Origin of the sequence: Cryobacterium sp. MLB-32, from assembly GCF_000738085.1 — a bacterium.
Lineage (GTDB): Bacteria > Actinomycetota > Actinomycetes > Actinomycetales > Microbacteriaceae > Cryobacterium.
In genome coordinates this window covers 1-12,499 of sequence record NZ_JPRS01000069.1, presented here as the reverse complement: position 1 = coordinate 12,499, position 12,499 = coordinate 1, and the positions used below count along the sequence as shown (strand labels likewise).

Here is a 12,499-nt window from a genome sequence, read left to right as displayed (position 1 = left end):
CACGAGGTTTTCCATGAACACGCAGCTGCAGGATCCCGCACTCGGTACGCTCTTCCGTTTTGCCACGGCGGGGTCCGTCGATGACGGCAAGTCCACCCTCGTGGGCCGGCTTCTGCACGACTCGAAGGCGATCCTCGCCGACCAGCTGGATGCCGTGACGCGCACGTCCACCGAGCGCGGCTTCGGCGGCGCGGCCGGCGGCATCGACTTCGCGCTGCTCACCGACGGCCTGCGCGCCGAACGCGAGCAGGGCATCACCATCGACGTCGCGTACCGCTACTTCGCCACCGGGCAGCGCTCCTTCATCCTCGCCGACTGCCCCGGACATGTGCAGTACACGCGCAACATGGTGACCGGAGCCACGACCGCGGATGCCGTCATCATGCTGATCGACGCCCGCAAGGGTGTGCTCGAACAGACCCGCCGACACCTGTCCGTCGTCGCGCTGTTGCGCGTTCCGCACGTGATCATCGCCGTGAACAAGATCGACCTGCTTGACTATGACGAGGCGGCCTATCGCGAGGTGGAACGCTCCGTGCTCGCGGTCACGACCGAGCTCGGTGTCGCCGCGGTGCACGTGATCCCGGTCTCGGCGCTCGTCGGCGACAACGTCGTGGACCGTTCCGACCTGACCCCGTGGTATTTCGGCCCGAGCCTGCTTGAGCTGCTCGAAACGCTTCCGGCCGCCGACGAGGTGGAGAGCGAGGTGGAGGACTTCAGACTTCCGGTGCAGCTCGTGATCCGCCCGCAGGGCGCCGTCGCTCCCGGCCTGGACGAGAGCTTTCGGGACTACCGCGCTTACGCCGGCCAGATCGCCTCGGGCACCGTGCGGGTGGGAGATGCGGTGACGGTCGTTCCCGGCGGTGGCACGAGCGTCGTGACCGGAATCGACTTCGCCGGCACCGAACTCGACGTCGCCTTCGCACCCCAGTCCGTGGCCCTCCGGCTGCGCGACGACCTCGACGTGGCCCGCGGCGCCGTGATCGCGACGATTGACACCCTGCCGACACTGACCCATGGCCTGACGGCAGAGTTGTTCTGGCTCGACCCGCGGGCGTTGAAACCCGGTGCCCGCGTGCTCGTCAAGTTCGGCACGGCGCTCGTACAGGCGCTGGTGCCCGAGATCACCGGGCGGCTCAACCTCGACACTCTCGCGCTCGAGCCGGCCGACGGCCTCGACATCAATGACATCGGCCATGCCGTCCTGCGCCTCGCCAGCGAACTTCCCATCGAGGAATACGCCGTGAACCGCCGATCCGGAGCCTTCCTGGTGATCCACCCCCAGGATGGTGCGACCCTCGCGGCCGGGATCGTGACGGCGGCATCATGACCGCCGACATAACCACGGCAGACAGCGCGAGGGCCGACAGCGCGAGGGCCGACAGTGTGAGGGCTGACAGTGTGAGCGCCAGGGCTGACAGCGTGAAGGGGCCGGCGGCCATCCGCATCGAGTCCCTCGGCAAGAGGTTCACTCCCGCCGCGCCGCTCGTGCTCGATGACATCAACCTGACAATCCGAGCCGGCGAGTTCGTGTGCCTGCTCGGCGCATCCGGCTGCGGCAAGTCCACCCTGCTCGACATCATCGCCGGCCTCGAACGGCCCACAACGGGCACCGTGACCGTCGAGAGCGGGAGCGCGGCCGTGATGTTCCAGGAATCCGCACTGTTTCCCTGGCTGAGCGCCTCCCGCAACGTCGAGCTCGCGCTCAAACTGCGCGGCGTGCCCCGCGAGCGCCGGCAGAGCGAGGCCCTGGAACTGCTCGACCTGGTCAACCTCGCGGATGCCGCGCAGAAACGGCCGCACGAGCTGTCCGGCGGTATGCGCCAGCGAGTCGCCCTCGCTCGTTCGCTCGCTCAGGACCGCAAGGTTCTGCTGATGGACGAGCCGTTCGCCGCCCTCGACGCCATCACCCGCGACCTTCTGCACGATGAACTCGAGCGCGTGTGGCGCGAGACGAGCCGCACGATCGTGTTCGTCACCCACAATGTGCGGGAGGCCGCCCGTCTCGGTCAACGCGTGCTGCTGATGTCGAGCCGCCCGGGGCGCATCGTGAACGAATGGCACATCGATGACCGCGCGGACCGCCGTAGCGAGTCCGCCGAGGTGGCCCGCCTCGGCGACGAGATCACCAACCAACTCCGACAGGAGATCCGCCGCAATGCTGCCTAAGAACGCCACACTGCCCGACGCCACGCTGCCCGACGCCACACTGCCCGACAACCCGACGCTCACTCCGACCCGCAGTCGAGAGCTCCCCGCGACGGCACGCTCGACGACTCCGGCGGAGTCGACACAGGCACCGCGCACCGACGACGAGCTGCGCCGACTCTCCTCCGGACTCGATGCCCTGCAGGCCGTACCCGCGGTGCCGCGCGGCCGGGTGCGCCAGATCCTCGACGGGGTACTGCCACCGGTACTGCTGATCCTCGGCCTGATCGCGGCCTGGCAGGTCTACATTCTCGTGGCTCGCCCCCGACCCGACCTCATCCCCGGGCCGCTCGACGTGTGTGCATCCCTCACCGATTTCTGGGCAGACGGCCGGCTGCAACTCGCCGTGCTCACGAGTCTTGAGCGCGGCGGGATGGGCTTCCTGATCGCGGTGGCCGTGGGCACGCCGATCGGGCTGGTGCTCGCCGAATGCCGTCCAGTGCGGCGCGCCCTCGGCCCGTTGCTGTCGGGGCTCCAGGTTCTGCCGTCGGTGGCGTGGGTCCCGGCCGCCATCATCTGGTTCGGCCTCACCGACGCCACCGTCTACTTCGTTGTGCTGATGGGCGCCGTGCCCTCGATCGCCAACGGGCTCGTCTCCGGTATCGACCACGTGCCCCCGCAGCTGCGCAAGGTAGGCACGGTGCTCGGCGCCAGCAGAGTGCAGCTGGCCACACTCGTAATCCTTCCCGCCGCGTTGCCGGGGTATTTCTCGGGTCTGAAGCAGGGCTGGGCCTTCGCGTGGCGCTCCCTGATGGCCGCCGAGATCATCACGATGGGCGGCACGATCGGTTTCGGACTGGGCTCAATGCTCGACCAAAGCCGCGTTCTGGCGGACCTGCCCGGTGTGCTCGCAACGATCGTGGTGATCCTGTTCGTGGGCATCCTGGTGGAACTTGTGCTGTTCGCCCCCCTCGAGCGACGCCTGTTGCGCAAGCGCGGGCTGCGACCCGCCGGAAGCCGCTAGCTCCCGTTCTCCTGCACGCTTGTCTTCTTCTGCACGCTGCCCTACTTCTGCACGCCGCTCTACTCCTGCACGCCTGTCTTCACCCGAAAGGCCACACCATGACTTCTGTTTCGCTGCCCCTGAACCTGCGCGTCGCCGTCATCGGCGCCGGTCCTGCCGGCATCTATGCCGGCAACATTCTGAACAAGGCCGTGCGCGATGCCGGCGGTGAGGTCGCGATCGACCTGTTCGATTCGTTGCCTGCCCCCTACGGCCTGATTCGCTACGGCGTGGCTCCCGACCACCCACGCATCAAGGGCATCGTGAATTCCCTGCACGAGATGCTTGATACCGGCAGCATCCGCTTTATCGGCAATGTCACCTACGGCGTCGACGTGACCCTCCCCGATCTGCAGGCTCGCTACCACGCGGTCATCTTCGCGACCGGGGCCATCCGGGACGCGCCCCTCGCCGTGCCGGGAATCGACTTGTCTGGCTCCTTCGGGGCCGCCGACTTCGTGTCGTGGTACGACGGACATCCTGATGTGGCCCGCAGCTGGCCGCTCGATGCGACGGATGTCGCCGTGATCGGCAACGGCAACGTGGCTCTCGACGTGGCGCGCATGCTCGCGAAGCACCCCGACGACCTGCTCAGCACCGATATTCCCGACAACGTCTACGCCGGGCTGGTGGGCTCGCCTGTCACCGACGTGCACATCTTCGGGCGCCGCGGCCCGTCGGAGGTGAAATTCACGCCGATCGAGCTGCGCGAACTCGCACAGGTTCCCGACGTCGACGTGATCGTCTACGAGGAAGATTTCGTCTTCGACGAGCACACCCTCGCGCTGGCCGCGTCCAACAACCAGGTGCGCGTGATGACGCGCACCCTGCAGGGGTGGCTCGCCGTACCGCCGACCGGGGCGTCCCGCCGACTGCACCTGCACTTCCTGCATGCGCCGGTAGAGGTCTACGGCGACGAACGCGTCGAGGGGATGCGGTTCGAGCGCACGACCCCGGATGGCGACGGTGGCGTGCGCGGCACCGGCGTGATCGTGGACTACCCGGTGCAGGCCGTCTATCGTGCCATCGGCTACCACGGCAGCGCGCTGCCCGGGCTGCCCTTCGACGACGCCAGGGGCGTGATTCCCAACGACGGTGGACGAGTGCTCGCCGCCAACGGAGTGGCCATCAGCGGTGTCTATGCCACCGGCTGGATCAAGCGTGGACCGGTGGGCCTCATCGGCCACACCAAGGGCGATGCGCTCGAGACGATCACTCGGCTGCTGGACGACGCCCCCGGGTTCACCGCCCCGGTCGGGCCGGGCGACGATGACCCGATCCTGTCACTGCTGACCGAGCGCGGCATCCGCTTCACGACCTGGCCGGGCTGGCTTGTGCTCGACGCCCACGAAAAGGCACTCGGCGAGGCCCACAGTTCCCCGCGCGAGCGTGTCAAGGTCGTCGAGCGCGACGAGCAGGTACACATCTCCCGCGAGGCGGTGCTGTCGTGACGTATGTGATCGCGCTGCCGTGCGTCGACGTGAAGGACCGGGCCTGCATTGATGAATGCCCGGTCGACTGCATCTACGAGGGCGAGCGCTCGCTCTACATCCACCCCGACGAGTGCGTGGACTGCGGCGCCTGCGAGCCCGTCTGCCCCGTCGAGGCCATCTACTACGAAGACGACCTGCCCGAACAGTGGGCCGACTACTACAAGGCCAACGTGGAATTCTTCGACGACATCGGTTCCCCCGGCGGAGCCGCCAAGGTCGGCGTGCTCGCCAAGGACCACCCCGTCATCTCCGTCCTGCCACCCCAGGGCGTCGGCCGTGCTGGTGCCGCGAGTGCGTGACCGAAGCCTGGTCGAGGAACGCTACGACTGCGTCGTGATCGGGGCCGGTCCCGCAGGGCTCTCCGCGGCCCTCAACCTCACGAGGGCACGCATGCGAGTACTCGTCGTCGACAGCGACCGGCCGCGGCATGCGGCCACCATGGTCTCGCACGGGTTCCTGACCCGAGACGGCGTGCCGCCGCACGAGCTGCGCCGCCTCGCCCGCGAAGAGGTGGAGCGTTACCCGGAAGCAGAGGTGCTGCGGCGGTGCTCCGTGTCTGCCATTGACGTCGATCCGGATGCCGAGTCCTCAACGCACCGTTTCGTCACCCGGGTTACCGGCCGCACGCCCGCGCTCTCGCGCACGGTGCGCAGCGCAGCGGTCCTCGTGGCTACGGGACTGCGCGAGACCCTGCCCGACGTGCCAGGCATCCGGGGCTTCTACGGCATGAGCCTGTTCAGTTGCGTCGCCTGCGACGGCTATGAGATGGACAACCGGCCGCTCGCCTGATCGGCGAAACGGACGACCTGTTTCGGCGCGCCCTCCTGGTGGCGCAGTGGAGCCCGGCCGTGACGGTGTTCACGAACGGCATCGCCCGTCTGACGTTGCACGAGGAAACCACCCTCAGCGATCGCGGAATCCGGGTGGAACGGCGTCCGATAGACCAGCTTGAAGGCGATCGCGGCCTCCTCACGGCCGTGCGGTTGCGGGGCGGAGAGAGTTTCCCCGTGACCGGCGGCTTCGTGCGCCCCGTGTGGCACCCCATCGTGGATTTTCTCGCCACCCTGAACCTCGACCACGACGAATCGGGCCACCTCGTCACCGATCGCGACGGTCGCACGAGTCTGCCGGGCGTGTACGCCGCCGGGGACGTCACGGCACCCGGTCCGCAGCAGCTCATCGTGGCGGCGGGAGCCGGTGCCCGCTCGGCAGCGAGCATCACCCACGACCTGCTCGGAGTCGCGACTCGCTGACCGGCCCCCTCGGGGGCCCGCCGCGTGGCTGGCGCGTGGCTGGCGCGTGGCTGGCGCGTGGCTGGCGCGCTGGATAGCGCGCCTCGGCTCCGCACAATCGGCCGCGGGTCAGACCGTTTCGGTCTCCAGCGTGACGACGGCGAGGAATCCCCGGCCGAGCACTTCGGGGGCCGGATCTGCGCCGCGCACCGCATCGAGCGTTCCCAACTCCGAGCCCTCCGCGCTCGCCGAACCTCCGCCAGGGCCCGACGTCACAACCGCGTTTCCCTGCAGCAGGATGCCGAACTGGTCGGCGAAGACGGGGTGTGCGCGTTTCTTGGACAACTCCACGATCGACAGGTAGGCCTTGATCGTGCCGCGGCGGGCCATCACGTTCAGATCGCGGGTGGCTCCGACGGGGAGCATGCAGCTGGTGTCGCTGTCGCCGGAAAATCGGAAGGGACGATACTTCTCCATGGCGTGCTCGATGCCGTCAACCGTCAGTACGAGAAGTTCGCCATCGATGAGGGTGAGGATTCGATCGACGCCGGGAAAACTCGAGAAGTCTCCGGCCGCGCCGACATCGGCGATGCTGATTCGCCAGTCGAAATCCTCCGCCCCGGCCGGGGACGACATGATTTCACGGGTGGTACCGCCTCCGTTGCGCCACGGCGTCGGCTTGAGGTCTCGATAGCGAATGATCTCCATAGAACAAACGTACGTCGTTACAGACGTACCGTGTGTTCACGGCCTACCGAATGTTCAGGCCTGCCGTGTGTGGGGTAGCGCTCAGCCGACCGGCACCATCTCACGCCCCACGCGTTGGCCCACGACGGCCGACACGCCGTCTTGCCGCATGGACACGCCGTAGAGGGCATCCGCTATCTCCATCGTGCGTTTCTGATGTGTGATCACGATGAGCTGGCTACTCTCGCGCAGGTCCTCGAAGATCGTGAGCAAGCGGCCGAGGTTCGCATCGTCGAGCGCGGCCTCCACCTCATCCATGATGTAAAACGGGCTCGGTCTGGCCTTGAAGATGGCGATCAGCAGGGCGACGGCCGCGAGCGAGCGTTCGCCGCCGGACAGCAACGAGAGGCGCTCGATCTTCTTGCCGGCTGGCTTGACCGAGACCTCGATTCCCGTCGTGAGCAGCGCCTCCGGGTCGGTGAGCCAGATACTGCCGCTACCGCCCGGGAAGAGAACCGGGAAAACCTCTGCGAACGCGGCGCGGGTGTCTTCGAAGGCGTCCGCGAAGATGGCCTGCATCTTGCCGTCGATCTCTTCGATGATCGTGAGCAGGTCGGTGCGGGTATTGGTGAGGTCGGTGAGTTGCTCGGTGAGAAACCGGTGTCGCTGTTCGAGCGCGGCAAATTCCTCCAGGGCGAGCGGGTTGACCCGGCCCAGTTGCCCGAGTTTACGTTCGGCCGCCGCAAATCGACGTTTCTGCGTGTCGCGGTCAAAGGGCAACGGCTCGGACAGGCCATCTTCGGAGGGAACGAGCTCCGCCGGCCCATACTCGGCCACGAGCACGTCTTCGATCAGGCCCAGTTCGCTGCCGGCACGCTCGAGTAGACCGGTCAGCTGCAGTTTCTTCTCATAGATCTGCAGCTCGAGACCGTGCACGTTCTCGGTGACGGCCTGGAGTCGCTCGCGCAGGGCGCTCTCACCGCGCCGGAGTTGCTGCAGTTCGGCGCTTTGGCTGGTACGTTCGGCCTCCGCGGCGCTGAGTTGCTGCCGGGCCTCGCTCAGGGAGCGGTCCACCGCGTCGAGCACAGCGGGGAGTTGCTGGGCGACCCCCGATGCGGCATCCAGCTGACGGCGACGGATGACGAAACGTCGCGCCGCCTTCTCGGCGGCGACCTGGTCGGCCTCCATTTGGCGGGCCAGGGAACGAGCTCGGGCTTCGCCGGAACGAACACGCTCCCGGGCGGTATCAACGCGCAGGCGAGCCTCGACCTCGGTTTCCCGAGCCGATTCGAGCTCACGGTTGACGGTATCGCGGGGGGTGACATCCAGCACCGGGCGGGGTCGGGACTGCGCCGCGGCGAAGTCGGCAGCCGCTGCCGCCGCCGTTGCTTCGATCTCGACGACGGCATCGCCGGCCACATCGAGCGCTGACTGGAGCCGTGCGAGATCGGCGCGACTGGCCTCGACCTGCACGGTGGCACGATTGATGCGATCGACATGCCGCGTCTGCTCGGCCTCGAAGGTCGTGAGGGACGTGCGAGCGGCTGTGGCCTGGTCCTGGAGTGCCTTCAGCAGGGTTCGTTGCTCATCGAGGTCGAAACGGGTCTGCTCAACGAGCGACGTGACGACCCTGAGCTTCTCGGCCGCCGTGTCGCGCTCGGCCACGAGCTCGAGCGTGCTGCGAGCGGCGCCGCTGCCCCCTCGCAACACCCAGGACGACAGCACCTCGCCGGCCTTGGTGATGACGGTCACCCCGCTGCCGGCCTCGTCACCGAATGCGCGAGCGGCGTCAAGGTCGTCCGCGATAACGGTGTTGTCGAGCAGTCGCAGCACGCCCCACGGCGCCTCAACGACCACGGATGCCGAAACCACGCCCGCAGGGAGGTCGGCGGCAACGGGCGTCTCGGCGGCGCCTCCATCACCGGCTTCAGCGATGACGAGCGCAACGCGGCCCAGGTGATCGGCCTGAGCCCGCACGATGGCCGTGATGGCCGACGCGCGGTCCTCGGCGAGAACGGCATCGGCGAGGGACCCGAGTGCGGCGGCGATGGCTACCTCAAAACCGGCGTGCACCCGCACGTGCTCGGCGACGAGGCCCCGGATACCGGTCAGGCGGGCCTGCAGAAGCGCGGAGGAGCCGTCTTTTTGGTCGAGAGCGAGCGAGAAGGCACCCCGCCGCGCCTCCTGCGTGTCGCGTTCACGCTCGTAGGCATGCAGTGCGTCGCGGAGTCGTTCAACCTCGGCCTGCGTGGCGCGAACGGCGGCCTGGGCGAGCTCGAACCGCTCCGCGTGCGTGGGCTCGCCCGCGTCCCACTCGGCTGTTTCTGACTCGGACGACTCGATGTTCGCGAGCACGGCCTCTGCCTGTGCGCGGCGCGCCTCGGCAGCGTCACGGGCGTTGTGTTGCCGGAGGATTTCTCCGCGCACGGCGGCCAGTCGGGAGGCCGCGGTCTCGCTGCGCCCCCTGAGCTTCGATAATTCAAGGTCGTGCCCGGACACGAGCAGCGACTGAGCGGCGACCTGCTCATCAGCGGCGTCGAGGCGCGCACGCGCGTCGACACTGGCCGCTCGTGCGGCGGCCCAGGCGGCCTCCGCCGCCTCGATCTTCTGCCGCAGGCGAGCGGTGTCGGCGTCGGCCGATTCAACGTCGGCGCTTGTCACGCTCGGAACAGCTCCGCCTGGTTCGGGTTGAGACCCGAGTAGGGCCAGCCGCTGATTGGCGAGGGTGAAAAGCCCGCGCAGCCGTTCCTGCGCCGATTCGAGCCCGAAGCTCGTGCGACGCGCGAGGTCAACGGCGTCTCCGACCTGCGCGGCCTCCAGCCGTTGAACCCGCTGGCCGGTTTGCGCAAGTTGTTCCTGAAGCACGATGCGTTCGGAGTGGCTCTCGCTCTCGGTGCGGCCGTGCCGGTCGAGGGCGCTGCGCAACGTGACGACCTCGTCGGCGAGCAGGCGGGCTCGGGCATCCCGCAGTACGGCCGCGATCGACTGTGCTTCGCGAGCAATCTCGGCCTGGCGCCCCAGCGGCTTCAGCTGACGACGTATTTCACCGGCGAGGTCGCTCAGCCGGGTGAGGTTGGTCTGCATGCCGTCGAGCTTGCGCAGCGTCTTTTCTTTGCGGCGGCGGTGCTTGAGGATTCCGGCCGCCTCCTCGATGAATCCGCGTCGTTCCTCGGGGCTCGCCCTCAGCACGGCGTCGAGTTGGCCCTGGCCGACGATGACGTGCATCTCCCGCCCCAAACCGGAGTCGCTCAACAGCTCCTGCACGTCGAGGAGGCGGCAGTTGCGGCCGTTGATCGCGTATTCGCTGGCACCATTCCGAAACAGGGTGCGCGAGATCGTCACTTCGGAGTACTCGATCGGCAGGGCGCCGTCGGAATTGTCGATGGTGAGGATGACCGCGGCCCGCCCGAGGGGTCCACGCGTGGACGTGCCGGCGAAGATGACATCTTCCATCTTTCCACCGCGCAGCGTCTTGACGCCCTGTTCGCCCATCACCCAGGCGAGGGCGTCGACGACGTTGGACTTGCCGGAACCGTTGGGGCCGACAACACACGTGACGCCCGGCTCGAACGCGAAAGTAGTGGATTGCGCGAAAGACTTGAAGCCTTTAAGGGTGAGGCTTTTCAAGTACACGTTCTCGCCCTTTCCGGTGAATCATCGGTGCCACGTTCGACTAAGGATTAACGGTACTCGACTCCACCGACACCGGCCGTTAGGCTCGGCGGCCCACAAACACTCACGACGGAACAGAAGCCCACGGATACCGGGTTGCGAGTCGCTCACCGGAACGGATGCCTAGACGGTGACGACCTGGCAGAGCGGGCAGAAGTGACTGCCCCGATTCATGAAGGTCTCGCGAACGATAACGGAGCCGCACCGGGAGCACGGCTTGCCCTGGCGACCGTAGACCTCGAGACTGTGCGCGAAATAGCCGGACTGTCCGTTCACGTTGACATACTGGGCGTCGAAGCTGGTACCGCCCTCGAACAGCGCTCGTCGCAGAATGGACCGCACGGCCACCAGCAGCGCTTCGACCTGGTCAGCGGTCACGGATGCCGTGGGCTGGTCATAGTGCAGCCGTGCGGCGAAAAGCGCTTCATCGGCGTAGATGTTGCCGATTCCGCTGATGAGCGTCTGGTCGAGCAAGGCCCGCTTGATACCGGTTTTCTTGCGCCTGAGCCCGGAAACGAATGCCTCATCCGAAAAGGCCGGGTCGAGGGGGTCTCGCGCGATGTGCGCAACCTGAGACGGCAGCAGGCGCGTCCACTCTCCCCGACCGAACCCCGAATACCCCGCATCAACGCCGTCAACGGCCGGCTGCGCCGAATCGACGGCCATGCTGCCGAAGACCCGTTGGTCCACGAAGTTGAGCCATAGTTCGCCCGGCCCGGGGGCATCGGCGTGCGTGCGGTCGACGGCCAGACGGATGCGCAGGTGTTGGTCGTCGGCGGCGCCGGGGGTCCGCAGAAGCACCTGTCCACTCATCCCCAGATGGATCACGAGCGCGCGCCCGCTGTCGAGGGGCAGCCAGAGGAATTTTCCACGACGCACAGCACCGAGGATGCGTCGACCAACCAGGAGGTCGGTGAACGACCCCGCGGCGGCATCGTGGCGACGAAGCGACCGGGCGTCGAAGATCTCAACTCCCGCGACGACGGCTCCGCTGACGGCGGGCTCGACGCCGGCGCGCACGACTTCAACCTCAGGGAGTTCGGGCATACCGAGCGGATCGTCCCGGCTATCTCAGCGAGCCGTGAGAAGCGCGAAGGCAGCGCGGGCAGCGGCCATTTCGGCGTACTTCTTACTCGTTCCGTCACCGCGCGCGGTCACCGAACGGGCCATGGTCACCGTGGCGACGAAGGTCTTGGCGTGGTCGGGCCCGCTTTCAGATACCGAATACACCGGAGCTCCCACACCACGCGAGGCAGCGAGCTCCTGAAGGCTGGTCTTCGGGTCCATCAACACACCGAAGTGGTCGGGATCCTTCATGAACGGTTCAATGAGCCGGAGCACGAAGGCCGTGGCGACATCGCCGCCCCGATCCAGGTAGACCGCACCGATCAAAGCCTCGACGGTATCGGCCAGAATGGACGATTTGTCGTGCCCACCGGTGAGTACCTCACCCCGGCCCAAGCGCACATAGTCACCAAGGCCAAGTCCTCTCGCGATTTCCGCGAGAGCAGCGCTCGACACGAGGCTGGCCCGGCGCTTGGCCAGGTCACCCTCGTCGAGATGCGGGTACGTGCGATACAGCATGACCGTAACGGCCTGCCCCAGAATGGAATCGCCGAGAAACTCCAGGCGTTCGTTCGTGGGGATGGCGCCGTTCTCGTAGGCGAATGAGCGGTGCGTCAGCGCCAGCTCAAGCAAACCTGCGTCAAGTTCTACACCGAGGGTCGCCACGAGGGGCGACCGCTCGGTTTCCGGGTTCGTCATAGTGCGACGAGTTCCAGGGGCAGACTAAACGTCGGCGACCTTGCGACCCTTGTACTCCATGAAGAGTGCGGTGCCGGCAGAGTCGGTGACGACCTTAGCGCGGTGAGGAAGGCTGTAGGTGACCTTGCCATTTTCCATCGTCTTCACGAGGGTAGGCGGGGTGGCCTTCCACTGCGCACGACGGGAGTGGGTGTTGGATCGCGACTGCTTGCGCTTCGGAACTGCCATGACTACTTCTCTTCTCTATGCGTTTCAGCATGGATGTCATCATCCGTGCTGATGTCTGTGGAAGCTTGGAATCCCGCAAGCGCAGACCACCGGGGATCACGCGCCTCTGTCGGTTCGAGTTCCGGTACTTCGGTAAGCAACTCGCCGGTCTCACTATCAAGACCTGCACAGTCACGCCGACATAGTGGCTGGAACGGCAGTGACATAACCAC

At 67.0% G+C, this 12,499-nt stretch carries 13 protein-coding genes; 7 read left to right on the top strand and 6 right to left on the bottom strand.

Annotation, left to right across the window (positions count from 1 at the left end):
- Window positions 1–13 precede the first annotated feature (13 nt).
- The 7 genes from JF66_RS09020 (at window position 14) to JF66_RS25275 (ending at window position 5,957) form a co-directional block, all read left to right on the top strand.
- On the top strand, window positions 14–1,330 hold the full coding sequence (locus JF66_RS09020; RefSeq protein WP_035877228.1) for a sulfate adenylyltransferase subunit 1: 1,317 nt from the start codon (window positions 14–16) through the stop codon (window positions 1,328–1,330).
- Between the two features lie 71 nt (window positions 1,331–1,401).
- A complete protein-coding gene (locus tag JF66_RS09015) occupies window positions 1,402–2,169 on the top strand; it encodes an ABC transporter ATP-binding protein (protein WP_231556357.1) in 768 nt (255 codons plus the stop codon).
- Window positions 2,159–3,172 (top strand): ABC transporter permease, encoded by a 1,014-nt coding sequence (locus JF66_RS09010; protein WP_051973334.1) that lies wholly within the window; start codon window positions 2,159–2,161, stop codon window positions 3,170–3,172. Before JF66_RS09015 ends, JF66_RS09010 begins: the two co-directional genes overlap by 11 nt.
- A gap of 98 nt (window positions 3,173–3,270) precedes the next feature.
- A complete protein-coding gene (locus JF66_RS09005) occupies window positions 3,271–4,662 on the top strand; it encodes an FAD-dependent oxidoreductase (RefSeq protein WP_035877210.1) in 1,392 nt (463 codons plus the stop codon).
- The gene (fdxA, locus tag JF66_RS09000; protein ID WP_035877205.1) at window positions 4,659–5,003 is read left to right on the top strand and encodes a ferredoxin; all 345 of its coding nucleotides are present in this window, start codon (window positions 4,659–4,661) and stop codon (window positions 5,001–5,003) included. The genes JF66_RS09005 and fdxA overlap by 4 nt, the downstream gene beginning before the upstream one ends.
- The gene (locus JF66_RS25280) at window positions 4,981–5,493 is read left to right on the top strand and encodes an NAD(P)/FAD-dependent oxidoreductase (RefSeq protein WP_369797982.1); all 513 of its coding nucleotides are present in this window, start codon (window positions 4,981–4,983) and stop codon (window positions 5,491–5,493) included. The genes fdxA and JF66_RS25280 overlap by 23 nt, the downstream gene beginning before the upstream one ends.
- 59 nt (window positions 5,494–5,552) lie before the next feature.
- Window positions 5,553–5,957 (top strand): FAD-dependent oxidoreductase, encoded by a 405-nt coding sequence (locus tag JF66_RS25275; protein WP_369797981.1) that lies wholly within the window; start codon window positions 5,553–5,555, stop codon window positions 5,955–5,957.
- A 108-nt stretch (window positions 5,958–6,065) separates the two neighbouring features.
- Here the strand turns inward: JF66_RS25275 and JF66_RS08990 are convergent, their stop codons facing one another.
- From JF66_RS08990 to JF66_RS08965, 6 genes are all read right to left on the bottom strand, one after another.
- Window positions 6,066–6,644, bottom strand: a complete 579-nt coding sequence (locus JF66_RS08990; protein WP_035877203.1) for a HutD family protein — start codon at window positions 6,642–6,644, stop codon at window positions 6,066–6,068.
- A gap of 81 nt (window positions 6,645–6,725) precedes the next feature.
- On the bottom strand, window positions 6,726–10,256 hold the full coding sequence (smc, locus tag JF66_RS08985; protein WP_035877201.1) for a chromosome segregation protein SMC: 3,531 nt from the start codon (window positions 10,254–10,256) through the stop codon (window positions 6,726–6,728).
- Window positions 10,257–10,418: 162 nt separating this feature from the next.
- Window positions 10,419–11,342, bottom strand: coding sequence for a bifunctional DNA-formamidopyrimidine glycosylase/DNA-(apurinic or apyrimidinic site) lyase (gene mutM, locus JF66_RS08980; RefSeq protein ID WP_035877200.1), 924 nt, complete (start codon window positions 11,340–11,342; stop codon window positions 10,419–10,421).
- Between the two features lie 24 nt (window positions 11,343–11,366).
- Window positions 11,367–12,059 (bottom strand): ribonuclease III, encoded by a 693-nt coding sequence (rnc, locus tag JF66_RS08975; RefSeq protein ID WP_035877198.1) that lies wholly within the window; start codon window positions 12,057–12,059, stop codon window positions 11,367–11,369.
- A gap of 24 nt (window positions 12,060–12,083) precedes the next feature.
- Window positions 12,084–12,287: a 50S ribosomal protein L32 gene (gene rpmF / locus JF66_RS08970; protein WP_035877197.1), complete on the bottom strand. Its 204-nt coding sequence runs from the start codon at window positions 12,285–12,287 to the stop codon at window positions 12,084–12,086.
- A 2-nt stretch (window positions 12,288–12,289) separates the two neighbouring features.
- Window positions 12,290–12,499 (bottom strand): DUF177 domain-containing protein (locus tag JF66_RS08965; RefSeq protein WP_197059371.1); only part of this gene is annotated, 210 nt, incomplete at its 5' end.